This window comes from Bacteroidota bacterium, from assembly GCA_005882315.1.
Lineage (GTDB): Bacteria > Bacteroidota > Bacteroidia > Chitinophagales > Chitinophagaceae > VBAR01.
Window position 1 is genome coordinate 1,506,244 of record VBAR01000001.1, and the last position, 25,157, is coordinate 1,531,400.

18 protein-coding genes are annotated in these 25,157 nt (G+C 38.7%); all 18 read right to left on the reverse strand.

Annotation, left to right across the window (positions count from 1 at the left end; translation table 11 throughout):
* Nucleotides 1-7 precede the first annotated feature (7 nt).
* A complete protein-coding gene (locus tag E6H07_06295) occupies nucleotides 8-1,000 on the reverse strand; it encodes a Gfo/Idh/MocA family oxidoreductase (GenBank protein TMI65523.1) in 993 nt (330 codons plus the stop codon).
* Between the two features lie 24 nt (nucleotides 1,001-1,024).
* Nucleotides 1,025-2,152, reverse strand: coding sequence for a glycosyl hydrolase (locus E6H07_06300; GenBank protein TMI65524.1), 1,128 nt, complete (start codon nucleotides 2,150-2,152; stop codon nucleotides 1,025-1,027).
* Between the two features lie 25 nt (nucleotides 2,153-2,177).
* On the reverse strand, nucleotides 2,178-3,305 hold the full coding sequence (locus tag E6H07_06305; protein TMI65525.1) for a Gfo/Idh/MocA family oxidoreductase: 1,128 nt from the start codon (nucleotides 3,303-3,305) through the stop codon (nucleotides 2,178-2,180).
* A 21-nt stretch (nucleotides 3,306-3,326) separates the two neighbouring features.
* On the reverse strand, nucleotides 3,327-4,118 hold the full coding sequence (locus tag E6H07_06310) for a chitooligosaccharide deacetylase (protein ID TMI65526.1): 792 nt from the start codon (nucleotides 4,116-4,118) through the stop codon (nucleotides 3,327-3,329).
* A 4-nt stretch (nucleotides 4,119-4,122) separates the two neighbouring features.
* Nucleotides 4,123-5,268, reverse strand: coding sequence for an endo-1,4-beta-xylanase (locus E6H07_06315; protein ID TMI65527.1), 1,146 nt, complete (start codon nucleotides 5,266-5,268; stop codon nucleotides 4,123-4,125).
* Nucleotides 5,249-6,799 (reverse strand): acetylxylan esterase, encoded by a 1,551-nt coding sequence (locus E6H07_06320; GenBank protein TMI65528.1) that lies wholly within the window; start codon nucleotides 6,797-6,799, stop codon nucleotides 5,249-5,251. Before E6H07_06320 ends, E6H07_06315 begins: the two co-directional genes overlap by 20 nt.
* Before the next feature lie 16 nt (nucleotides 6,800-6,815).
* The gene (locus E6H07_06325; GenBank protein ID TMI65529.1) at nucleotides 6,816-8,753 is read right to left on the reverse strand and encodes a sialate O-acetylesterase; all 1,938 of its coding nucleotides are present in this window, start codon (nucleotides 8,751-8,753) and stop codon (nucleotides 6,816-6,818) included.
* Between the two features lies 1 nt (nucleotide 8,754).
* Complete coding sequence (locus E6H07_06330; GenBank protein ID TMI65530.1) at nucleotides 8,755-9,528, reverse strand: cupin domain-containing protein; 774 nt, start codon at nucleotides 9,526-9,528, stop codon at nucleotides 8,755-8,757.
* 1 nt (nucleotide 9,529) lies between these two features.
* On the reverse strand, nucleotides 9,530-10,612 hold the full coding sequence (locus E6H07_06335) for a DUF3471 domain-containing protein (GenBank protein ID TMI65531.1): 1,083 nt from the start codon (nucleotides 10,610-10,612) through the stop codon (nucleotides 9,530-9,532).
* Nucleotides 10,612-11,973, reverse strand: coding sequence for an oxidoreductase (locus tag E6H07_06340; GenBank protein ID TMI65532.1), 1,362 nt, complete (start codon nucleotides 11,971-11,973; stop codon nucleotides 10,612-10,614). The genes E6H07_06335 and E6H07_06340 overlap by 1 nt, the downstream gene beginning before the upstream one ends.
* A gap of 84 nt (nucleotides 11,974-12,057) precedes the next feature.
* Nucleotides 12,058-13,437 carry a Gfo/Idh/MocA family oxidoreductase gene (locus E6H07_06345; protein ID TMI65533.1) on the reverse strand — a complete coding sequence of 460 codons (1,380 nt, stop codon included), beginning with the start codon at nucleotides 13,435-13,437 and terminating at the stop codon, nucleotides 12,058-12,060.
* 175 nt (nucleotides 13,438-13,612) lie between these two features.
* The gene (locus E6H07_06350; protein TMI65534.1) at nucleotides 13,613-14,614 is read right to left on the reverse strand and encodes a hypothetical protein; all 1,002 of its coding nucleotides are present in this window, start codon (nucleotides 14,612-14,614) and stop codon (nucleotides 13,613-13,615) included.
* Nucleotides 14,611-16,149, reverse strand: coding sequence for an alpha-N-arabinofuranosidase (locus E6H07_06355; protein ID TMI65535.1), 1,539 nt, complete (start codon nucleotides 16,147-16,149; stop codon nucleotides 14,611-14,613). Before E6H07_06355 ends, E6H07_06350 begins: the two co-directional genes overlap by 4 nt.
* Nucleotides 16,150-16,158: 9 nt before the next feature.
* Entirely contained in the window at nucleotides 16,159-18,774 is a 2,616-nt protein-coding gene (locus E6H07_06360) for a glycosyl hydrolase (GenBank protein ID TMI65536.1), read from the reverse strand.
* 33 nt (nucleotides 18,775-18,807) lie between these two features.
* On the reverse strand, nucleotides 18,808-19,842 hold the full coding sequence (locus tag E6H07_06365) for an alpha-N-arabinofuranosidase (protein ID TMI65537.1): 1,035 nt from the start codon (nucleotides 19,840-19,842) through the stop codon (nucleotides 18,808-18,810).
* 56 nt (nucleotides 19,843-19,898) lie between these two features.
* A complete protein-coding gene (locus tag E6H07_06370; protein ID TMI65538.1) occupies nucleotides 19,899-21,383 on the reverse strand; it encodes an MFS transporter in 1,485 nt (494 codons plus the stop codon).
* A 17-nt stretch (nucleotides 21,384-21,400) separates the two neighbouring features.
* Nucleotides 21,401-22,561, reverse strand: a complete 1,161-nt coding sequence (locus tag E6H07_06375) for an endo-1,4-beta-xylanase (GenBank protein TMI65539.1) — start codon at nucleotides 22,559-22,561, stop codon at nucleotides 21,401-21,403.
* Between the two features lie 9 nt (nucleotides 22,562-22,570).
* The gene (locus E6H07_06380) at nucleotides 22,571-25,111 is read right to left on the reverse strand and encodes a glycosyhydrolase (GenBank protein ID TMI65540.1); all 2,541 of its coding nucleotides are present in this window, start codon (nucleotides 25,109-25,111) and stop codon (nucleotides 22,571-22,573) included.
* Between the last annotated feature and the right edge of the window lie 46 nt (nucleotides 25,112-25,157).

Below are 25,157 nucleotides of genomic sequence, written 5' to 3' on the forward strand. Positions count from 1 at the left end.
TTTAAGTTTATAATTGTAATACTGCTTTATCCATTATCTGCATTGTAACCAATGCTTCCTCAAGACTGCAGGGATTATCAGTTTCTCCCCGAAAGAACTTTACCACCGTAGCTATATGCGGTTGCTGAATATGTACAGGATATTCCAGCTCGAAAACTTTTGTGCCTGCATCGGTCTTCAATTCAATTTTACTTATCTTAAAAAAACTAAAAAGGATACTTCCTTTATCGCCAATAATTTCACAAGAATCATCTGTAGCTGATTCGGCGATATTAAAATTCCAAACTCCATCAAAATAAATATCGTTATCAAAAGCAATATGTACCATCGTTAAATCCGGTGCATTATAATTCTTCCCCTGGTTGGCAGTCTGAATATTCACATGCTGCGGCATTCCGAATATCCAATATAAAATATCCAGCTGATGTGGTGACAGGTCATGAAACAAACCACCGCCTGATATTTCAGGATTGATGCGCCAGTTATCTTTTGTTTGTGTAATGATATTACTGGCTGGTGGTTGTAATGTTTTTAAAAGTATCAGTTTAATCTTCCCTATTGAACCATCCTGCACCAATTGCTTTATTGTTTTAAATAATGACAAACCTCTCCGGTAATGTGCCACACTTACTTTGCCACCATAATTTTTTTCCATTGCCATCATTCTTTCTACGGAAGAAGAGTTGATGGAAACAGGTTTTTCAATATAAACCGGTTTGCCGGCTTTTAACGACATTTCTGTATACAACTCATGTGATGATGGCGGTGTAGCTATATAAATTGCATTTACTTCTCTATCATTTATAAGTTCTGCAGCATCAGAATAATATTTTAACACGCCATGCCGTTGTGCAAAATCTTTTGCCTTATCAGCGTCACGCCGCATTACGGCAACCAATTTTGAATCGGGGACTTTATTAAATGCAGGCCCGCTTTTTACTTCGCAAACATCACCGCAACCGATAATGCCCCAATTAATTATTCCTGGTACAGCGTTCATAAATATTTAATGTCAATAAATCCTTTATTTATTTTTTCTCAACAAGGCTGTTGCACACCACAATACAGGAGACTGACCGTGCATATCACCAGTTATTTTTTTCCTGTCGAGATAATATTGCTGGCTTTTGCCGGCCCCCGTTCCCTCACAAACCTCTGTGATCTCACTTTTATTATTTATATATTCAATCAGTGTAAGCCACGCTTTGCGTGCAGCATTACCATACAGTTTTTTATCTAACCATCCATTTTTTACTCCTGTTATCATTGCAAAAGCAAACATACCAGTTGATGAGGTTTCTTTCCATGATGCGGGATCATCAACTAATTGCCGCCACATACCATCATCGGCTTGAAATTTTAGCAATGACTCCATCATCGTTTTATAACCCTGCATTATTCTTGGCCGGTCAGGATTATTTTTTGGTAATGCTCTTAATAATTCACTCATTCCTGCAGCCATCCAACCATTCCCTCTTCCCCAAAAGAATGGTGAGGCCGGTGCATGATAGAATAAACCATTTGGTTTTTGTAGTGAATCAAGATATAAAACCATTTCTCTTGCTGCCCGGTTTATGTACTGTACTTCACTTGTTGCACGGTATGCTTGTGCCTGCACCATTGTTATCATATACATATCATCGATCCACAATCTTGTTTGCCAGGTAAAACCATTATTATAAAACCGGTAAGATGCTGGAACTACTCTTGGACCAACAGGTGCTTTCCATTGAGTATCGGCGTACATTTTTCCTAGTGTAAAATATTTCTTTTCCTTTGTTTGCAAGTAGATCTCTAAAGGTACTGCCCCAAATACATTGTAATCTACATGATCAGGTACGGGAAGCAATGAGTCTTCTTTATCAAACAAGGGAACAAATCTCTCAACCAGCTTTTTTCTGAGCAGATCGTTTTTTGTTTCATTTGCAAACGTCAATGCACCGTACCAGTTACATACTTCAAAATAAGGAATATGCGGTATAGCGCCGAAGCCATACACACCATGAGAAGATGATAGAAATTGTTCAGCAACGCGTAACCCGATCTCTTCCGGCGATTTTTCTTTTGGCCAATTTTTAAAAACTCGTTGTGCCTGGGTGTACTCATCTATGAATAACACAAACATTGTTATTATTAAAACTCGGTTGAACATTTCTGTATAATAATTATGGTAAATTTTATTTTATCCCAACTCTCTTTCCTGTCCGCATTGCTTCATAGATCGCTTCGATAATTTTTACATCCCTTCTTCCCATTTCACCGGGCACAATGGATGGTTGATTGTTTTTTATTGATAAAGCAAATCCATCCATTTGTTTTGCTTGTTGTGATAACCGCGGATATTCAATAACACCGTCAGTTGTTTTACCATGTAAACCGGAATAGTTATAAGCGGGTTGTAGTTCAAAAAATCCCTTTTCAGCTTCTGCTCTTAAAAAATTTGCATTTTCAGAATAACTGGTTCTGCATTCAGCAATCAATCCATTTGGCATTTCCATTTGAAAAGATAAGGTTTCTTCTACTCCGAGAAATTTTTCGGGATCAGAAACAGGAGGAGATTGAGCAGTGATAGCCACCGGCTCCATACCTGTTGTGTACATCACTCCCTGCATGCAATAAACGCCAAGATCCATTAAAGGGCCACCGCCTGCCAGCTTTTTATCCAGCCGCCAAATACCTTTTGATGCTACAAAAGAAAATGCGGCAGTCATCTTTTTTATTTCACCATATACTTTTTCTTTTCCCAGCCTTACCATTTCTAAATTATAAGGATCAAAATGCAAACGATAGCCAATTGACAAAAGCTTGCCTGCTTTTTTCGAAGCAGCGATCATCTTATCACAATCGGCAACGGTTACTGCCATTGGTTTTTCACAAATGACATGTTTGCCTGCCTGTGCTGCACGGATAGTATACTCCGCATGCATGGAATTGGGAAGTACTACATATACAATATCAATATCAGGATTATCTTTTATTGAATCATAGTTCTGGTAGTTATAAACATTTTTATCAGCGATCCCATATTTTTCTTTCCAAACGGGAATTTTGGAAGGAGTGCCGGTAACAATGCCGGCGAGATAGCAATGCTCTGTTTCTTGTAGCGCTGGGGCTAACTGGCCGCCGGCATAACCGCCCAGGCCAACTAATGCAATACCGAGTTTACCATTTTTATTCTTTTGCATAGCTTTTTGTTTTGATTCTTCATCGCTACACCGACTGTTTGATGAAATTAATGGAATACTTAATCCTGCAAGTCCAAGATTGTATAAAAACTTTCTTCTTGAGTTGTTGTTATCATTCATAAAAGATGTTTTATTATTAGTTTAATTAGCCCGGGACTGATATTTTTTTATATACTCCGCCGCACCGATCATAGGGGTGATCCAGATATCTTTTTCATTTTGCTTCAGGTAGTTTAAAAATTCACGATGAGCTGGAATTGATACATTCAATCCATTGCCACCACCTACGCCATGAAAAAGTATAACAAGTAATGAATTTGTTTCCATTGCCTTCTTCGCCCATTCTATCATTTGAGCACTGGTTTCGCCATTCACCATATAACAATCTACGTTGAGCAGATCGATCTCATTTATTTTATGCATCTCTGCTCTCACTGCTCTTGCTGCAACAAAATCATCTTTCATTGAATAAATAAAAGAGGAATCGCCGATCTTCATATCGCCACAGGTAAAAGCAAATGTTCTTTTTGTTTTTCCATCCAGGGCCTGCAGAAACAAGTTTGTCATTCTCGTTTCATCAACCATTCTTTTCACTGTATAATTATTCATATCATATTCCGGTTTCACCCATTCTCTTCCTTTGCCACCAATACAGGGGTGATATAATGTATGATTACCTAATTCATGACCTTTTGCAGCAAGTTTTTTCCAATCATTCATTCTCGTCTGCATTGATGATGAAAAAGCAGTGATGTAGAAAGTTGCTTTTAGTCCTAACGAATCAAGAACAGGAATTGCATTATCTAAATGCTCATTGATGGCATCATCGTAAGTAAGTACTACTGCACATTTTTTTCCATGCCAGGGCAGGCTAACTTGCGAATGGCAAATCTGTGACGACAGCAATGTTATGAACAGGAGTATCTTTTTCATATTCTTATTTTTTAAGCGGAACATTTAATACCGCATGTAAAGCTGGTTTAGCCTGCAGCTGCCGATTCCATAGTAAAGGATAATTAGTCCTGTTGGGTATTGGATAGCCATTCTTCCAACTCATACCGTCGTGGATACCCCAAAGGGTAACTCTATCTATTTTGTTTCTTTTGTTATAAAAAATCCTGAATAATTCTTCATATCTCTTTGCCAGTACGGTTTGCATACTATCTGGTAAGCCTTTTTGATAAGGATCAAAGAACTCTTTAAACTCTTCCAGTTGAAATTGCCTTTCAGACATGCTTTGACCGATGATCTGTCCTTCTTTTGTTAATGGAAGTACATCAACATCCAGTTCAGTGATCATTACTTTCACCCCACATGCGGCAAAAGAATCTATTGCTTTTTCAATGTATTTGTTCTTTGGATAATTTAATCCCCAATGGCACTGCATACCAATACCATCGATGCGAATGCCTTCTTTCTTTAGCATCTTTACCAGGCGTACTATGCCATCTCTTTTTGCAGGCCGCCATTCATTAAAATCATTGTAGTATAGTTCTGTGTTGGGCGCATATTTCGCAGCAAACATGAATGCATACTTGACAAGTGTATCACCATTACCAAAAGCATTCACCCATGTGGTAGGACGATAGTTACCGTCTTCACCGATCACTTCATTAACGACATCCCAGGCATGCACCCGACCAGCATATCTTCCGGCTACAGCTTCTATATGACTTCTTAATCGTTCAATTTGTTCTTCTTTTGTATTAGGTTTCCCTGAGGCATTGGTAAAAAACCATGGAGGACATTGATTATGCCAAACCAACGTGTGACCAATAATGAACATTTTATTTTTTTCACCAAACGAAACAAATTCATCGGCAGGGCCAAAGTTGTAAACACCAGGTTCTGGATTGATCAATGCAGCTTTCATTACATTTTCAACTGTGATCGAGTTGAAATGCTTTAACACAATATCCTGGGTTGCTTTATCTCTTCCTGACGTTGTTCCAGGATTGACGGCAGTACCAATAAGAAATGCATCCTTATAGACGTCCTTTAGTGTAGTTTGCGCCGTTGCAATTGTTGAAACAAAGTTCCATAACGCTAAAAACGATATTATTTTAAAACTGCGATCTTTCATATTTTAAAAACTTATTTGCCCATGGAATAAAAAATTTAAAGTTGGGAGCATCGGTATGTCCGCCATCATGTTGGCGCCATGCTAATTCACCATTAAGCATATCGGTTAGCATTGGTGGCATTTTCTCTTTCATATAATCATTAGAAACACCAATATCTTTTGCTCCAAGTAACTTAAATACTGAACCAGCGGCAACAGTAGCCATATAACTGCCAACCTGGTCAAGCCATTTTGCATCGCCTTTTTCAGGAATACCATAACTGATAAATGTAAGTCGTGGTGCACACAATGCAATTAAGTCATGCGAATCAACCGGCAGATCGCAACCAGTCTTCTTTCCAAATGATGATTCATCTGTTCCATATTTTAAGTAATTGCCGGCCATCCAATGATACTCGCCACTGCCGGTAAGGCTTTCCACTGCTTCTCCAAATACCCGACGATGAAGTGTGGCGCCACCTTTACCTGATGAACCGATCAATCCAATTGCGAAACGTTGTTCAAATGCCAGTGTTACTAATGCAGCTTTGCCATAACGAGATACTCCTTCGATGCCTACTTGTTTTGCATTTACTAATGTATCTGTTTCTAAATAATCCAATCCTCTTGCTGCGCCCCATGCCCATGCCCGAAGTGATCCCCAATCGTCTGGCTTACGAGGCTGCCCTTTATTTGCTAAACCAATAATTCCTCTTGTAAGACCTGCTCCATTATCAGCTTGTATGCTGTTTGTTTCAATGGTTACATAACCCCAACCTGCAGCCAGTAATCTTTCCTGTGGAGTTAGTTCTTCGTCAGGTTTTGGAGGAGCAAAAAAATTAGGTGCTGGAAGTCTTGTGATCGGTTGATATGCTGGATATTTTTCAAAAATTGTTTTCAGGCTCGGATCATTTTTTATCATCAACTCTTTGAATGCCGCATTAAGTTTTTCCATTTCATCAGGCGCAGGTTGTGCCGGAGCCGGGAATGAAGGACGACCGCTAAACATCATTAACACAGGAACCGGGCCTTTCACATTTGCAGGTACCACCAACATCATATTAATATCAACGTTTATCAACGGATATTCACTGTTGTCAACATGCCCTACGAGCATTTTAGCAATTACAGGAATACGATTAACGATCTCTCTGTCAACCACCTTTACTGTCCATGTAACTTTCGGAATATTTTTTGGAAGACGACCATAAACTTCTTTTTCCAGATCTTCTATCAACTCAGGCCGGCGTTGATTCCACCAGGCATCTGCTGTTGTTACTTTATTGCCATTTTTTGTTGTTAACACATCTGGTAGTTGTGGACATGGATTTGCAATTGATTCATCATAATTAGCATGATTGGGAGCAGACTCATTACCACTTGGGCCTGGTCTTAATTTTTTTATACCCAACTGCTGTTTCATGTTATCATGATCCTGCTGAGCTGTGAATGTTGTGAGCTTTGGGTATTTCGTGCTGTCAATCTTTGTCATTTGCGCTGTTGATGCATACGCAAGACATAATGCCAGGAAAAAAAATGAGTTCTTTTTCATTTTTATTTATTGTTTGTTATTTATCAGTTCTGAATGGCGAAGCAGGTAAACCTTCTTTGTTATACAAATTCGGATTCACGGGATTATCCGCCCATGCATAACGGACATACATTGGACTCGCAACATTATCATTCCATACAACAATTTTATCTCCATCAATTTTTGCTTTTGCCCAGACAAATTTTTTATCTGCACCGGCAATCGCAAACTCGCTTAATTCTTCACCGTCATTTGTAATTAATCCACTTCCAACATTACTGAAACTGATCGTTATTTTATTTCCTTCAATGGTTGCAGATTGATAGATTGGACCTGAATAAACAATGGTTTCACCGTATGCAATTTTTTCTGCGGCAAGCGCCAGCCTGTCTCCGACAGCTTTTTTATTATCAGGATGAATGTCATTCCATTCACCAACATCAATGGCGACAGCCATTGCCGTATTTGGAACGGATAGTGATTTTAATTGAGCTTCTCTTAAGCCAGCCCATTGGCTTTCTGATGGCAGGTAATTATAATCCATAAATCCCGGAAGCTGCACGAATAAAAACGGAGCACCTGGTTGTTTCCATTTATTTCGCCAATCTATAATCTGTGCAGGCTGGAGTTTTGCATATTCATCAGCTCTGCCTGAATTACTTTCACCCTGATACCATAGAAATCCTTTGACGGAATAGTTTGTCAATGGGGCCACCATTGCGTTGTATAATGCGGCTGGTTGATTTTGAGCACTGATGCCACCCCCTCCGCCACCAAATCCGCCACTAGGTATGAATACTTCACCAACCTTATATTGCCAGTAGCCTTTCAGATCAATAGTATCATTACCTGCAAACAAGCAATAAGGTTTATCAGGAACAAAGCCTCCCTTGCCGTTATTGTTGGTTACTTTAACCACCAAAATATTCTTACCAGTCTTTAACAAATCTGCAGGTACATTATATCTTCTTTGCGGATACATATATGTTGTATTGCCTACCTGCTTTCCATTGATATATAAAATATCCGCATCAACAATCCTTCCTAAAAAAACTTTAGCCGCTTTGCCAGTCATAGATGCAGGTATATTGACTTCTTTTCTGTACCAAACAACTCCATTCAGGTCTTTGATACCCTGGTCTTCCCAATAACCAGGTACAGAGATCGTTTTCCAGTTTTTAGGAACATATGAAATATCATACCATGTTTTCGGCCCTGTTAATCCTTTATCCTGCGGGGGCGGAGCTTGCCTGTTTGTATTATTGGCAAATGATCTTCTGCTTAATCCATTTATATAGGCAGTGTCTTTATTTTTTTGAATGGTACTGATCAAAGCAGGAAAATCTTTTAATCCCTCCTCACTTGTCCATGCTTCAATAGGAGTGCCCCCGACACTTGCATTAATTAAACCAATGGGCACATGATATTTTTCATAGATCTTTAATGCAAAAAAATAAGCGATAGCAGAAAATGGTCTTACATCTTCTGGGTTGGCCCATTTCCAATAACCAGTTGGAAGATCTTCCTGGGGACCTTGCAGGTTGGTGATTGTAGGTATCCAAAAATGTCTTATCTGCGGATAATTTGCTTCAGAAATATCCTTTGCATAAGTCACATCATGAATATTCATTTGATGCACCATATTGGATTGGCCACTACAAAACCATACATCACCAATCAGAATTTCTTTCAAGGTAATTTTATTCTTTCCGGTAATATCCATTGTGTAAGGCCCTCCTGCTTTCATAGGAGAAAGAATCACCAACCAATTACCGGCTGCATCTGCTTTTGTTTTATAAGTTTTGTTATTAAACTTTATCGAAATCTTTTCATCTTTTGATGCCCATCCCCAGATCTTTATGTTGGCATCTCTTTGCAAGATCATACTATCTCTTACAAGACGTGGTAATTGTATCTGTCCATTGGCAAAAGACAGAATCAATGAAGCCGTTATTGTGTATAAAATCTTTTTCATTTTAATTTCTCCATTGAAAAGCGAAATACTCACATTGTTCTTTTCCTGTATTCAATAAAGCATGCGGTATCAGTGATGGAAGAAATACCACATCACCTGGCGCTGCAGGAATTAGTTTTCCATCGATATGCATAGTTACATTACCACGTAAGATCAAAACAATTTCTTCCTGCACATGTGTATGTGGTGCATGACTAACAGAATCTGCATTCAAAGCAGTAGTGTGCATTTCAAACTGCGCCAATTGTGAGGTGGCACGGTTAAAAAAATCTCTTCGAAATCCTTTGCTTGTATTATTTGTTTTTAATTCTTTCCAGTCGAGCATAAATGAACCGCCGGCCTGTTTGCCACGTTCGTGATTTGGAATCCTGCCTTTATATTTTAAAATATAGTAAGTAGCAGTTGTGGCTCCTGCATTCTCAATTCCATGTTCATCGCCGGGCATGACAAAAGCTATGCTGCCCGGGCCGAGTATTTTGCTTGTATTGCCAATTGTAATTTTTACCGTTCCCTCTTTTACAATCATCAATTCTTCCTGGTCAGTATGTGTATGAGGTGGATGCGGGGCTTTGCCCGGTTCCAATGTTGACGTATGTATTTCAAAATAGGATAGCGATGTAGTGCTTCCTTCCAAAATTTGCCTTCTTATTCTTGTGTCTTCTTTTTTGGGTTCCAGTTTATTCCAGTTATAAACTGCCGGTGCCAATGAATCCGTTTGTTGCCCTATCAATGATGATGTACAAAAAATAAGTAAGATGTATAGTATATGCTTCATATCAGTTTACTTTCTTTATGAACTGTGAATTGCCATACGTGTTGAGTTGAAATCCTTGCGGCTTTCCGTCTGTATTTTTAAATTCAAGATTGAAAAACTCAGCCGTAGAATAATAAGCAGTTTCACTTGATGCGTATAACAGGTATTTATTGTTGGCAGAAAAGTATAAAGCCAGCCTGCCATCTTCGTTCTTTATTTCAATCTTATTTCCATTTGTTGCTTCATAAGTGCCCGTATACTTATTTAAAACTGCCGCATTAAGATCTAGTTTTGGTTTTTCAAAAATATATTGCATGCCCCGGCTGAATGTTTCGCTTTTGGTTCCGGAGTGACCGGTGTTCTCCAGGATTTTTGATTTGAGTGACGCAGAGCTGTAATTACTGGCGGCCATTTGCGCAGCAAATTTTTCATAAACGGGACGGCTTCTTTCCACATCACCAATGGTCATGTATACTCTAACAGGGTTAGATAATTTTTTTTGAGCAAATTCTTTTTCATACTTCGATAATACTTCACCACCCCAGCCGACCGAAGGGCTTGCAGCCGCATAACCCGTGAACATATCTGTATGTGTAAATAAAGCATATAAAGTAAACAATCCACCCAGCGAGCAACCCATCAATGTTCTGTTTTCAGATGAAGCTTTATAGTTTGTTTCAATGAAAGGGAATAATTCATTTTTCATAAACGAAAGAAATTGATCAGCGCCGCCGCTTTGCGGTAACCTGTTTTCTTTAGTTGGTGTATAATCTCTTGCTCTTAAACTATCCGGGTTGGGATTGATGCCGCCCCATGTAACCCCAACAATAATCAACTCGGGAATAAAACCATCATAGTAATGCTGACCGTATAATGATTTAAGTAAAGGAAAATCCCATTGCGAATCCATGAGATAAACAACAGGATATTTTTTATTACTGTTTTTATAACCGCCGGGCAACAAGATCTGTAATTCATATTCCTGCCCTGCAACAATGGAAGAAGTTATTTTTCTTACTTCCGAACCGGGAATATCTACACGGGGATATTGTGCAGATGACCTTACATAGGCTACAATAAAAAAAATGGTAAGAATCTTTTTCATTATTTATTTTTTAAAGCCAGTTCCAATGCTTTAGTTGTTGTATAATATTTTGCCAGCATGTTTGGTACCTCCCATGCAGGCATATTTTTGTTTTTTAAATAATCAAGAAATTTTTCTGTTACCCTTGCGAAGTGTGCTTCGTGACCTTCTTTCAGCTTTTCCGGAATAAGTAGCTGCCAGCCATTTTTACTTCCGGTTATTTCAATGCCGGGATACTTTATTTTAAGTTTTTCTATTGCTTTAATCAGCTCAGCATTCCTATCAGAAAGAATCAATGGTTCAATATATAAAACCGGTTTGTAATTTTCCTCTTTACCCTGGCGAATGATCAAGTTAGCTTTAGTGCCTCTCATAATAGAATAATGTGTATCACTTCCGCTGGCGGTTTGATACATCCATACAACAGTAACTTTTGCGTGAACACCTTTTATTATATAGTTGATCTCGCCATTCGACCACACCTGTAGCAAAGAATCGGTTTGTTTGTCTCTTTCAATAAAAGATGGGACCTCATTCAGCTTAGTAATTGTTTTGAATTGCGTTGGAGTCATTGTAGTCGGCCATCTCCTTGCTGCCACCAAAGTAATATCTTTTGTATAATCCAGGCTTTGTTCTGGAAAACATTCCCATTGTACCAGGTCCACCAAATGCGTTGTTACATCTACGATGCCATTGCCTTGTTGTGATGCATCCATAAACCAGGCTGGTCTTACAACTATATTGCCTGAAATGTTTTTATAAAAATTATGATCACTAAACATTTCTACAGCAGGATTCTCAGGTGTTCCTTTTTCTAGCTCGCCAAATACTTCAGGTATCATGGAAAGTTCCCGCTGAAGTATTGATGTTATTTCATAGCGTTCGGTCATTATATCGTATAGCAACAAATTATTCTTTGATGCTACTTCAAATGCCTGCTTTAATTTTTCAAATCCGGTCGGATCAATTGCCATTGGCTTATCAGCATATACATTAAGTCCATTTTGAAGTGATTGTAAAATATAGCCTGTCTTCTTTTGATTGTTGCCAGATAGCATAACCACATTCCCTTTTTTCTCTGCAATCATCTTTTCAAAAAAATCAGCACCAGTATAAACCTCTTCTTTCCATCGGGTAGGTGATTCTGCTATAGAATTGTAAGAGTTGATCCTGTCAAGATGCAATTTCAAGTCATTCCCATCAGGGGCATAAACATAAACAACTGAGTCTACATCATTATACATTGTTTTTTGTACCAATGCTGCATGAAAATGACCGGGGTCGAGTGTAACTAACCGAACAGGTTTTTTATTTTCAGTATGATGATTGGTGCAGGAGATTAAAACTGCCAGTAATACAAATATGTTTGATACCCTTTTCATTGCTCATTAGAGTTTTAAATGTTGAACGGAGCGTCGCAAGGGACACCCAACCAGGGAACAAAAGCTTATTACACAAATAAAACCTTACGCTACTATTTCATATCCCTTTCTTTGCTTGCGACTCAACATTGCATTTGCCTCATTATCATTTTTGAATTTTTCTGTTTTTGGATCCCAATGCAATTTTCTTTTCAACTTCATTGAAATATGATGCAGCAAACAGGCTGAGCAGGCACGATGTGCTTCTTCCACCGGTGCGATAGGTGCTTTATTATCCCTTATTGCTTCGAGCCAGTTGCCATGATGTTCCTTACTCACTGTAAAATGAAATTCATTTGGACCAATAACTGATGTAAGCATATTTGGATCACTTGCATCAATTTTTTTTGCTCTTTCGCCTGGTTTTGTTGGATCGCTTGCTGTAACATTGTAGTCACCTCTTGAAACAAACACCCAACCATTAGTACCTTCGAACTTTATTCCATTTGGAAATTCATTACTAACGATCATCGTAACTCCATTGGCATATTTTGCTTCTGTTTTAAAGATGCCATGCACATCCCACAATCCACCAGTTGCAAACTCAACTTTATCACACCAGATCTCAACAGGGCCGCTGCGTTCCATTCCCATTCCCCAATGTGCACTGTCAATATGATGTGCCCCCCAACCTGTGATCATGCCAGCGCCAAACTGTTCGCACCGTAACCAGCCCGGACGATCATAACCAGACTGCGGATGTACCCGATCAATTGTATAATAAACTTCAGGAGTTGATGCAAGCCACATATCATAGTTGAGATTTTTCGGAACAGGCATTTCATCTTTTTTTCCACCCGGAGGATCACCCGGCAAGCCAACATAAACAGTTTTCAATTCACCAATGCGGCCATTACGAACTAACTCTGCCGCATAACGAAACTGTTCACTGCTCCGTTGCTGGCTTCCTATCTGGAACTTCACACCACTTTTTGTAACTACATCAGCGATCAATCTTCCTTCAGCGATCGTCAGCGATGCCGGCTTCTGCATATAGATATGTTTTTTAGCACGGGCAGCTGCTGCACCGATCATTGCATGTGTATGATCAGGCGTGCTGATCAGCACCGCATCAATATCTTTATTCTGCAGCAACTCACGATAATCAGTGTACGGTTTCACACCATCAAATGGTTTGCCATCACGTTTGGTGTAAAAATCATTCACGAATTTTTTTCCTTCTTCAGCCCGATTTGAGTCGAGATCACAAACAGCCATTACTTGTGCATAATCATATTGCAAAACACCGGGCATATCATGAACACGGGAAATACGTCCCGTACCGATCGCTGCAACATTAATACGATTGCTTGGCGCATTTCTTCCAAACACACTTGAAGGCACTATTGAAGGAAGTGCCAGGAACGCCGATGCTTTAAGGGAGTTACTCAAAAACTCTCGACGAGATTGATTTCTTTTTTTCATCAGCTTTAATTTTTATGATGAATATTTTTAAGTTATCAACTTTTGAAATTCTATTTAGCTTCTGTTGCGTCGCACTCTTGTACATTCAGTAATTCTATTCAGCTATCCCGTCAAACGTGAAATGTGAAAAGTGAGACAGGGCCTTTCACGTTTGACGTTTCACTTTTCATGTACGCTATTTCACCTCTTTCACAAATGTCTTCCATGCATTCTCTGCCTTTGCTGCATCAAATTTTCCATTGAATACAACCAGCCTATATTTTAATGTATATGTTTTACCAGGTTCTAAAAGCCAATCTTTATCTTTTGTAGGAGCAAAGCTGGCAAAAACATCGCCGCGTCCACCGTTTTGTTTTTTGTCCCATATTCTCATTGGTTCAGGATCATTGTAGTTTGTCGGGTGTGATAACATCACAATTCCACCTTCATCATTACCCGGTAGGGAGCCATAAACCACTATCCATCTTCCTTTAGTATTATCTGTATTATCTCTTGTTTTGCCTTCCGATGTCAGCATTTCAGAATTATTCTTGTCCCAATATTCAGTGGCCCGCCAACCAAAGCCGGCATATCGATAAGCAACGATCAATAAAGGGCTTTGTGAAGCACACTGCATTTTTGAAGTAATGTCGACTATATAGTAATCACCATCCTTTACGGGATCATATACTCTTACAGTTTGCCATTCATTCAGCGCAACCTTTTCAGTTTTATCTTTTTTGAATACTACATGCTCCTGCAAAGCGGTGTACTCTGCGTATTTTTCGTTGCTTGTTTTGGAAGTAAATTTTACAAACCTCACTGTACCTTGCCTGCCCTTTATATTCCAGAAATCAACGGTATCGCCTTCGAAGAAAGTATGTGTCCATGCATTCCAGATACCATAATGATGATAATGATCGGGTGGTTGAATCCTTGTCAGTACCTGCCCGTGCGGAGTATAAAGCGGATGAATAAAGCCACTTCGTTTATAATTTGTATCCTGTCCGGCTGGAGGATAAACTGTTTTAAATTGATAAGTCAGTAACTTTTGATCTCCTGATGATATTGTCAAAACACTATCGATGGTTATCTTAACCGACGATTTTGACTGTTTTGTTTTTACCTGCTGACCAAAACAAAAAGTGGCTGCTACCAAAAAAGATATTAGAACAAATATTTTTTTGACATTTCTCATTTTAATTCAAGTACTACCACGCTATAAGGCGGAATATTTAAGTTTAGTTTTGAGCCATTAAGTTGTGCTCCATTATAAACAGCAGGAACAATTTTATTCGGATTTTCAAAGCTGTTATAGTTCTGTAATTTGTCAGACGTTAAAATTCTTCCACTAACTGTTTTATAATCCGCCCCGTTAATGTTGATAGAAACCGATTGTGCTTTATTCGCATCAATATTCACCAGGGAAATATGTGTCAGGCCATTTTTATCTCTTGATGCAGATGCAGAAATAGCTTTTAGTTTTTCTTTCCCCATTGTATAATTATCGCTTGTTAAAGTAATAGGCAGCATTACCGCATCCTGGTGTACATTATACATTTCCATTACATGGTAAGTGGGAGTTAAAATTATTTTTTCTTCCCGGGTAAGAATTACCGCCTGCAAAACATTAATGATCTGAGCAAGGTTTGCCATTTTTACCCTTTCACAATGATTATTAAAAATATTAAGCGTAGTGCCTGCAATCATTGCATCCCGCATTGTGTTTTGCTGAAAGAGGAAAGCACCATTTGTACCTGGTTCTACATCATACCATCCGCCCCATTCATCTACCACCATCGCTACTCTTTTTGCAGGATCATATTTATCCATGACAGCGCTGTGTTTGGTGACTAATTCTTCCATTTGCAAAGCCTTTTGCATAGTTGAATAATATTCTTCTTCTGAAAATGCCGTAGCAGATCCTTTTTTGCTCCAATCAATTACAGAATAATGATGAACACCTACAGCATCAAGCATGTTTAACGGAATATCCCGCATTAAAACTTCTGTCCAGTTATAATCTGCGTCACTTGCACCTGATGCTATCCGGAATATCCGCTCTTTAGGATCGCCATTGGTCATGAAAGTGACATACTGACGATAGATGTTTGCATAATACTCAGGTTTCATATTTCCGCCGCAACCCCAGGCTTCATTTCCCAATCCCCAGTATTTTACATGCCATGGATTGGCACGTCCATTTTTCAAACGTAAATCCGGCATCGGGCTGCTTCCATTAGGATGAATAGTATATTTTACCCAATCACTTAATTCCTGTGGTGTGCCGCTTCCTACATTTCCACTGAGGTAAGGTTCTGCACCAAGCATTTCACACATGTTCAAAAATTCATTGGTGCCAAAACTGTTATCTTCTTTTACATTTCCCCACCATACATTCAGCATTGATGGCCTTTCTTTTTTGGGGCCCACACCATCTTTCCAATGATATGTATCTGCAAAACATCCACCCGGCCAACGAAGCACTGGTATTTTTAATTTTTTTAATGCATCGACAACATCAAGCCTTATACCATTTTTATTCGGAATGGTTGTATTACTATCACCAACATAAAATCCACCATATATGCAATGACCAAGATGCTCTGCAAAATGGCCGTAGATGTTTTTGTTGATGATGTCTTTGCCTTTGTCAGCATTCAAAACAATAGTGTTTTGCGCAGAAAGGATCTTTACACAGAATAAACTGATTAGAACAAATATTTTTTTCATACTCATTTATTATAATACAGTAATGATTGAATTTGCAACATTACTTGTTGTTTTATTTTTTATTCCCGGCTGACCACCACCAACACTTATCAAAATTTTTCCGGCTGGCTGATATATTGACCCGGCTTCATTCACTAATGACAATTGTTCCGGTGTCAATTCAAAATTTATCGTTTTGCTTTCTCCTTTCTTTAAACTAATTCTCTGAAACCCTTTTAATGCCTGGATTGGCGATTTCGCTTTAAGGTTTTGATGCTGCAAATACAATTGCACTACTTCTTCTCCATCCCTTTTACCTGTATTGGTCACTCTGACACTAACTGTGATATTCTTGCCCCTTGTAATGGTTGCAGGAATTTTTAGTTGATCATATTTAAACGTCGTATAGCTTAACCCATATCCAAAAGGATATAACGCTTCACCTTTGAAATAACGATAAGTCCTGTTGTTCATAGAGTAGTCGCTAAAGTCTGGCAGATCGTTGTCACTTTTATAAAAAGTAACCGGCAATCTTCCCGCGGGATTATAATCGCCAAACAAAACATCCGCAATTGCAGTGCCAGCACTTTGTCCGCCATACCATGCATTGATGATCGCAGGAATGTTTTCATTCTCCCATGGAATAGCGATCGCACTTCCAGTCATCATTACAAATACAACCGGTTTGCCGGTTGACTTCAATGCTTTCATTGCTTTGGTTTGTATTTGGGGTAGAAGAATTGAAGTTCTGTCGCCGCCTTTAAAACCAGGAAAATCAACTCTCATTTCTTCACCTTCCAGTTGCGGAGAAATTCCACCTACATAAATGATAGCGTCTACATCTTTAATACGTTTCAAAAATGCATTCATGTCGAACCGTTCAAAATTTCCGGCTCTTAATCTTATATTGGCCTTGCCTTCTCCCTGCCAGTATTCCACTACTATTTTATATTGCTGGCCCCTCACAATTTTCTGGCGATATTGCCTTGCTCCCCAGCGGTTGCGCAACCATGAATTATATATTTCTTTATCATTGATAAAAAATTTATACCCATCATCACCTTCTATTTCAAAAGTTATCTCTCCATCTTTGTCTGACGAGTAATAGGTGGTGTAACGAGCCGAAAAATTATTAGCCCTGATATCGCCAACTACTGCTTGACCTTCCTGCCAGAAATGATCAAGATTGTTTTCTGTTTGTACGATCGGTTCACCCTTTAGCTCCGTGTTATTGTAATATTCAGCCCTGAATCCCGGAGTGCCTTCTCCAATAGTATATTGCCTGCTTACATCTGTATAAGCCAATAAAGTATCATTGGTGAAATTCAACGCCTTTTCATATACCACCTCCACATCTTTTCCCAACTTTTCTTTTATTCCTTTTAATGCAGTAACAATTTCCGACGGCATTCCATTGTAATTTCCAAGAACAGCAATAGTGTTATCAGCGTTTGGACCGACCACTGCAATCTTTTTTATTTTTTTACTAAGTGGCAACAAGTTTTTGTCATTCTTTAATAGTACAATTGATTGCTGCGCCATCTTTAAAGCAAGAGCTTTATGCTCCGGCGCTTCTAAAGCTGATGCTGGTGTTTGCGCATATTTTACCATAGAAGGAGGATCAAACATGCCCAGGCGATAACGGATCATAAATAATCTTCTCAATGAAATATCAAGCTGCTCTTCTTTTATCAAGCCGCTTTTTACTCCGTTATATAATGTATAATAAACCGAAGTGCCACATTCGATATCGGTACCATGAACAACTCCATCCACCGCAGCTGTTACAGAATCTTTGTGCGTTTTATGATATTTAAAGAAATCATCGATTGCCCAACAGTCACTGGTAACATAACCGGTAAACTTCCATTGCTTGCGGAGAATATCTGTCATCAACAAATCATTTGCACAACAAGGTTGTGTATTAACTGCATTGTAGGCGCACATCACCCCTGCAACATTTGCATTGGTGACCAATTCTCTGAATGCCGGTAAATAAGTATCCCAGAGATCATATGTAGTGGGATTAAAATTATCAATATGTCGTGATGGCTCCGGACCGCTATGCACTGCAAAGTGTTTAGCACATGCTGCTGCTTTCAAATATTTTGGATCATCTCCCTGCAAGCCACGAACAAATGCACGGGCCATCATTGCTGTTAAGAAAGGATCTTCACCATACGTTTCCTGTCCACGGCCCCAACGAGGATCACGAAAGATGTTAATGTTTGGTGTCCAGTATGTCAATCCTAAATATCTTTCTTTTGTTCTTCCTAATTCCATCGCTTTGTTATATATCGCTCTTCCTTCGAGTGCTGAATAATCAGCCATGTGAAATAGTGAAGTAGAGTCCCATGTTGCCGCCATGGCTATCGCTTGAGGATATGATGTTACTTTAAATGGTGTTCTTGCAACGCCATGCAATGTCTCATTCCACCAGTCATAAGCGGGGATACCTAATCGCGGAATGGCTGGTGTTGCATTGAGCATTTGTTTTACTTTTTCTTCCAACGTTAAACGACTTACCACATCATTCACTCTTTGTTCCATCGGTAAGGAAGGATCCCACATTGGGAATGATTTGTAATCCTGTGCAAAAGCACTATAAGAGATCACTAGCAGAATCGAAAAGAAAATTTTCTTCATAACTATTTATTAAGCATTCGTCATAAATATGTCTTATTTATAGGGATCAATGGTTTTTATCTTTCCATTCGCATCATGTACCAGTTCTGTTACTTTTACCGATCTTAAATGAGTTACTCCTTGTGATAAACTACTGTCATGATAAAACAAATACCATTTACTGTTGAACTCCACTATTGAATGATGCGATGTCCAGCCAACAACAGGATTTAAAATTCTTCCGGCATAAGTGAATGGCCCGTACGGATTGTCACCAATTGCATAACATACATAATGCGTATCACCGGTAGAATAAGAGAAATAGTATTTGCCTTTATACTTATGCATCCATGATGCTTCAAAAAATCTTCTCTCCGTATCACCTGCAAGGAGTGATTTGCCATTTTCATCGAGTAGCACAACATCTTTAACATCTTCAGCAAATTCGAGCAAGTCATTTGTCAATCTTGCAACTTTTGCACATAAAGCTGTCTCGTTATCACTTGGTAAATGAAAAAGCGGACCATCACCTTCTGCTTTAAACGACCCTGTTCTCCAACGTTGTAACTGGCCTCCCCAAATTCCACCGAAATACATATAATAAGATCCATCATCATCTTTGAATACCGCTGGATCGATTGAAAAACTTTTTTTGATTGGTGTTGGTTGAGATGTGAAAGGGCCTACGGGTGACGAACTTGTCGCTACACCAATACGAAATATTCCCTCATAATCTTTTGCAGGAAAAAATAAATAATAGGCCCCATCTTTTTCTGTTGCATCAGGAGCCCACATTTGCTTATCAGCCCAGGGAACATCTTTTACATGTAATGCTTCACCATGATCAGTTGCTGTTTCATCCAAAGGTGAGTTCATTGACAAAATATGATAATCTTCCATTGCAAAATGACTTCCAAGATCGTCAAATGAAATATCATTCTCTATATCATGAGAAGGGTAGATATAAATTTTTCCATTAAATACATGTGCAGATGGATCAGCCGTATAAATATGTGAAACGACTGGTTGGGAAATTGCCTTCTTATTTAGTTCTTCAAAATCTATATGTGCAATACTTTCTTCAGGCATATTATTACGTTTTCAATTAAAATATGTTCAATAAAATCAGTTTGTCCAACCGTTTTTTATGCAACAGCTGTGGCTAATTTTCTTCTTTCTTTGAGATCGGTTTCAATTGTTGTTTCCATTTTTTTATCGATCGCATACCCGAAAAGCAAAACAGCACCAATGATAAAAATGATCCCCGGATATATACTCACTGACATCCTGATCCCATTAATTGCTTCCGTAGTTTGTTGCGCCGCATCTGCAACGTAGCCGTATTTACTTAAAAGGAATGCTCCAAGGCCGCCCCCGAGACTCAATCCCACTTTTAAGCCAAATATCATAGCTGAAAAGATGATGGCGGTTGCTCTTCGGTTGTTTTTCCATTCACTGAAATCTGCCACGTCGGCGATCATAGCCCAAAGAATAGGAATAGTTATTCCATATAAAAATCCATGAAAAATATGTGTAAGTATCACCAACCCGACTGATTCAGGTGAAAAGAAATAGAACATCACCAGGCATAAAGCAGACAGTACAAGAAAAATTCCGAATATATTCCGTTTACCAAACTTGTCAGCTAGTGGTTTGCTGAACATGATCCCAACGATCATAAAAATGATACTGCCTGCATTGAATAAACTATTGGCAGATGACGGCGGGTCCTGTGGCCATTCAAAATTTCCAAGGCCAATACCAGTAAGAGTTCTATTCAAACCAGCAATAAAGTTATTGAAGCCGATATTCTCCAGGAATTGTGACTCCGCATCATGATTCAAATAGTATTTAAAGAAATAGATATTCATGCCACCTTTTAATGCCAGCGTAACAAACACAAGAATAGTGAGGAATAGCATGATGATCCATGGTTTATTCTTCGTTAGATCTTTTAAGTCGCTGGAAATGGAATTTTTCTGTTCGACAATCGGCTTCACTCTTTCCCTTGTAGTTAAAAATGTAATGATGAAACAGACGACACCAACAATAGCAAAGAACAACATTACACTTTCAAAACCTTTTTGTTTGTCGCCATGGCCAATTGATAGTGCCAACGGAAGCAATAAAGCTTGAATAATAAATTGTGCCACCATTACGGCAACAAACCGATAGGAAGAAAGACTGTTTCTTTCTTTCATATCACCTGTAAGTACGCCACTTAAAGCAGAGTAGGGAAGATTGTTTGCGGAATAAATAATTACTAAAAAGAAATAGGTAACTGCGGCATAAATAAGTTTCCCGGACTCATTGAAATCAGGTGTACTGAATGCGAGAAGAGAAATGACACCAAAGGGAACTGCTGTCCACAATATCCACGGACGATATTTTCCCCAACGTGTATTTGTTCTGTCGGCAATAATTCCCATGATGACATTAAAAAATGCACCAGCAAAACCAAAGAATGTAATTATAAAACTTGCTTTGCCTGCAGGTATTTTATAAACATCTGTATAGAAGAATGCAAGAAAAGTGACGAGGGTCTGAAAAATAAGATTTGCAGCAAGATCGCCCAGGCTATAGCCAATCTTTTCAATGACGGAAAGTTTTTGGGAAGCATTCGTATTCATGATTTTGTTTTAGTTTGTTAGAATGGTTTTTTAGCACTTTCTCCTGATCCGGAATTTGTTTTCAGCTCAATCACTTTGTAGTACGCAGGTTTGGGTTTGTATTGCCTGTCAAATAATAAAGGATAATTAGTTCTTCCTCTTACAGGCCAGCCATTCAGCCAGCTTTGTCCGTCGTTTACTCCCCAGAATGTAACACGTGTAACTTTATCTTTATATTTTAAAAAGAGTTTAAATAAATTTTCGTAATCATTTGCCAATTGCACTTGCACGCTATCCGGCAAACCGTTAACATAAGGATTTAATTCAGGATTTGAAGCGACCCTTTGGCTAACATCGGCGCCCTGGAAATCACGTTTCAGCACTTCAATATCGAGTTCAGTGAACATTACTTTTATCCCAAGTGCTGAAAATTGCTGGATGCTTTCTTCAATTTCTTTAAAAGGTACCTTGTTCAAATGCCAATGACCCTGGATACCTACACCATCAATACGTACACCGGCTGCTTGTATTTTTTTTATTATAGCAATCGCACCGGCTCTTTTCTTTGGTTGTTCGATATTATAATCATTGTAATACAATTTAGTATCCGGAGCGGCTTTTTGTGCTAAACGAAATGCCTCTGTTATAAAATCATCTCCAAGTTTGTCAAGGAAAATTGATTTACGCATAGTACCATCTTCATTTAATGCTTCGTTCACAACATCCCAGGAATACATTTTGCCATTATAGCGGCTGGCGATCGTGGTAATGTGATTGTTAAAAAAAGTTTTAAATGAATCAACATCCTTAATATTTCTTGCATAAGCCGGCAGTTGACTATGCCAGATAAGCGTATGACCATTGATAAGAATATTGTGCTTCTTTCCATATTCTACCATCTTGTCCGCAAGGTCAAAATTATATTTGTCCCATTGTGGATGAATGATCTCCGCTTTCATAATATTCTCAGGAGTCGCAGCACTAAACTGTTCCGGAACCAGTTTAGCTGCATTGGAATCTTTTTCTTCTATCTGCTGGGAGTTAAGGGCAGTGCCGATCAAAAAGTCGTTTTTGTAGGCTTCCCTTAGTGTGGAAGAACCAGATGATCCCGTTACTTTCTTACTGCTGCTGCAGGAAATAAAAGTAACAGAGATCGCAACAACGCATAAGCCCAACAAGAGGTTTCTTTTCGTATCCATTGTTTTTATTTATTTAATAGTTCTTGTTTCCGGCGGGCCCAGGTAACTGGGTTTTACCTCACCGAAGTCCAACACAATTTTTTGTAATACTACACCTGAATTCACCATCCAGTATTTTACAATATGTTTACCCGGTGAATTTATCTTATGATTTGTGGTTTTTGCAATGATACTTTCACCAACCCACTTGTTCCAGATCCCGGCGCCGGTGTTCCGATCTTCTTTATTGATGCTGATAATTTGCGGAGTTTCATCATCAATTGAAATTGCAAACTGCAAACCATCCTCGGAATTATAATAATTAAGAGTAGGGGAGAAGTAAGCGTTTATTTTCAAACTGTCTTTACTATAGGTGTATACTTCATATTCAAGATGAGCAGAAGTTGGTGTTGCCTTTTGTATAGATGCCGTTACAGGGAAAGTTGTTACCGCATCGCCGGTTCTGCCAAGGTCGGGAAGAATAGCCCACTTAATAGAAGCTGCGTTAATCGCTTTCGTATAATGTGATGCTTCAATTGATACATAGCCATCCTGTTCATAAAAAATATTGCCTTTGCTGCCTGAAGAAATAAGTTTTTCAGAGGTTTTGGGTAAAACATCAATTTTTACGATATCCTTTTCTATAGAATCTTTCGGCAGGTATTTTACGTCAGGCATTTTTTGCCGGTTTGGTTGCTGCCAGTAAGTATAACCAATATGTGTTTGATCCATCATATGGTTCCATTTGCCATTGTTGAGACGATTGTATTCAAGAGAGATTAATGAATCCCTCGCATAAAGCTCTTTTACTTTATCAGCCAGGAAATTGGTATTTGACTGTTTTGCTTTTGCGGCCCTGTTATTCAATGCCACATAAAAATACATTTCGTTCAGATTGGCGCAGGCTTTTATTGGATGAAGCACTAATTGAAAGAAAGCATCTTTATACTGTGTAGGTAGTTCTGCATTTATTTTTTCTGCAATACGTAAAAGGGCATTATAATCATTAACGACATTTTCCCATTCATTATAATTGAAACTATACGTATTGGCATCCAGCATTTCGGGTTTTCTTCTGCCATTATATTTTGCATACTTGGATAACAACTCTGCAATTTCTTTTGCATGCTCATTTCCAAATTGCGATGCTGCCCACCCCTCGGTATATTTTTTTATATCGTCTGCGCCGATCTTGTCGGGGTTCCATGCATAATCCAAAAAGAAAGAAATGGGGAATTCCATTGGTTTGATGTCACCAACGTTGACGATCCATATTTGACGAACATTGTATTCATAGGCCATGTGCATTTGTTCCCTCACTTTCGGAATCGGATTTGTATTTAGCCATTTATAATTTCTCGGCCCTCCTACATAATCGAAGTGATAATAAATTCCGTAACCACCTTTTCGTGGCATTTCATCCAGTTTGGGAAGTTTACGGATATTGCCCCAGTTATCATCACATAATAATAAAGTAACGTCATCCGGCACCCTCATCCCTTTATCATAATAATCCTGTACTTCTTTATACAAGGCCCATAACTGAGGGGTTTCGCTAGCGGGTTTCTTAGTTATTTCTTCAAGAATTTTTCGCTGATCGGTCACAATTCTTTCCAGCAGGCCGGTTGCTGTTTCGCGGCTCATCGGCATATCACCATCGCCTCTCATGCCTACAGTAATTATACTTTCATGTGAACCCTTATTTTCTATTCCCTTTCTCCAGAAATTTTTTAGCACAACCTGGTTGCTATCATAATCCCACTTGCCTTTTCCGTATCGCTTCCATTCCTGCTGTGCTCTCAGCATCGGTTCGTGGTGTGATGTGCCCATCACAATTCCATATTTATCGGCCAATATGGGATTTAAAGTATCATCATCGTTGAATGCATTGCCCCACATTGCCGGCCAGAGATAATTTCCTTTCAATCGAAGAATGAGCTCAAAAACTTTTTCATAAGCCAGGTGATTAACGCCACCGAATTTTTCTTTTGTCCAACCGGAAAATGCCGGCGCTTCATCATTAATAAAAATACCGCGGTATTTTACTTTAGGGGCATCGGTTATAAAGACATTAGTGGTAACAAAAATTTCTTTCTTCTTTTTCACAGGAACATCTGCCCACCAATACCAGGGAGATACACCAATTTGTTTTGAGAATTCAAAAACTCCATAAGCAGTTCCTCTTCTATCACTACCAGCAATGACCAAAGCGTTTGGCAACGACTGTAATTGGTATGCTTCCCATTTGGCACTTATATTTTTTGTATTGATCTTTTTCTGTTTGATCAATTGAGAAATTCCAGGCGATCTTTGAAGAGAGCCAATAATAATGGCAACCGATGACGAAGAAGGAAGTTTATTTACTAATTGCAGTTTTTTACCAGTTACCATTTCAATATCCTGTTGTAATAGTTCGGCTGCTTTTTTTACAAGTGCATGATCAGCATCATCAACATAGATTACTGAAGCGGATAGTGAAAATGAATTTAGGGTTTTGGCACCTATTACAAGCTGAGCTTTTCCTGTAACAGCTATGACATAAAAAAATAAAAAAAACTTTACTTGTTTCATTGCTAAATAGAATTTATACAGTTGAACACTTTGCTTCACTCTGTCC

What these genes read in the sequence shown, in the direction of transcription:
- E6H07_06295 (TMI65523.1), bottom strand. Translation starts at nt 1,000, where the DNA reads ATGAACGCTGTACCAGGAATAATTAATTGGGGCATTATCGGTTGCGGT.
- E6H07_06300 (TMI65524.1), bottom strand. Translation starts at nt 2,152, where the DNA reads ATGTTCAACCGAGTTTTAATAATAACAATGTTTGTGTTATTCATAGAT.
- E6H07_06305 (TMI65525.1), bottom strand. Translation starts at nt 3,305, where the DNA reads ATGAATGATAACAACAACTCAAGAAGAAAGTTTTTATACAATCTTGGA.
- E6H07_06310 (TMI65526.1), bottom strand. Translation starts at nt 4,118, where the DNA reads ATGAAAAAGATACTCCTGTTCATAACATTGCTGTCGTCACAGATTTGC.
- E6H07_06315 (TMI65527.1), bottom strand. Translation starts at nt 5,268, where the DNA reads ATGAAAGATCGCAGTTTTAAAATAATATCGTTTTTAGCGTTATGGAAC.
- E6H07_06320 (TMI65528.1), bottom strand. Translation starts at nt 6,799, where the DNA reads ATGAAAAAGAACTCATTTTTTTTCCTGGCATTATGTCTTGCGTATGCA.
- E6H07_06325 (TMI65529.1), bottom strand. Translation starts at nt 8,753, where the DNA reads ATGAAAAAGATTTTATACACAATAACGGCTTCATTGATTCTGTCTTTT.
- E6H07_06330 (TMI65530.1), bottom strand. Translation starts at nt 9,528, where the DNA reads ATGAAGCATATACTATACATCTTACTTATTTTTTGTACATCATCATTG.
- E6H07_06335 (TMI65531.1), bottom strand. Translation starts at nt 10,612, where the DNA reads ATGAAAAAGATTCTTACCATTTTTTTTATTGTAGCCTATGTAAGGTCA.
- E6H07_06340 (TMI65532.1), bottom strand. Translation starts at nt 11,973, where the DNA reads ATGAAAAGGGTATCAAACATATTTGTATTACTGGCAGTTTTAATCTCC.
- E6H07_06345 (TMI65533.1), bottom strand. Translation starts at nt 13,437, where the DNA reads ATGAAAAAAAGAAATCAATCTCGTCGAGAGTTTTTGAGTAACTCCCTT.
- E6H07_06350 (TMI65534.1), bottom strand. Translation starts at nt 14,614, where the DNA reads ATGAGAAATGTCAAAAAAATATTTGTTCTAATATCTTTTTTGGTAGCA.
- E6H07_06355 (TMI65535.1), bottom strand. Translation starts at nt 16,149, where the DNA reads ATGAAAAAAATATTTGTTCTAATCAGTTTATTCTGTGTAAAGATCCTT.
- E6H07_06360 (TMI65536.1), bottom strand. Translation starts at nt 18,774, where the DNA reads ATGAAGAAAATTTTCTTTTCGATTCTGCTAGTGATCTCTTATAGTGCT.
- E6H07_06365 (TMI65537.1), bottom strand. Translation starts at nt 19,842, where the DNA reads ATGCCTGAAGAAAGTATTGCACATATAGATTTTGAAGAACTAAATAAG.
- E6H07_06370 (TMI65538.1), bottom strand. Translation starts at nt 21,383, where the DNA reads ATGAATACGAATGCTTCCCAAAAACTTTCCGTCATTGAAAAGATTGGC.
- E6H07_06375 (TMI65539.1), bottom strand. Translation starts at nt 22,561, where the DNA reads ATGGATACGAAAAGAAACCTCTTGTTGGGCTTATGCGTTGTTGCGATC.
- E6H07_06380 (TMI65540.1), bottom strand. Translation starts at nt 25,111, where the DNA reads ATGAAACAAGTAAAGTTTTTTTTATTTTTTTATGTCATAGCTGTTACA.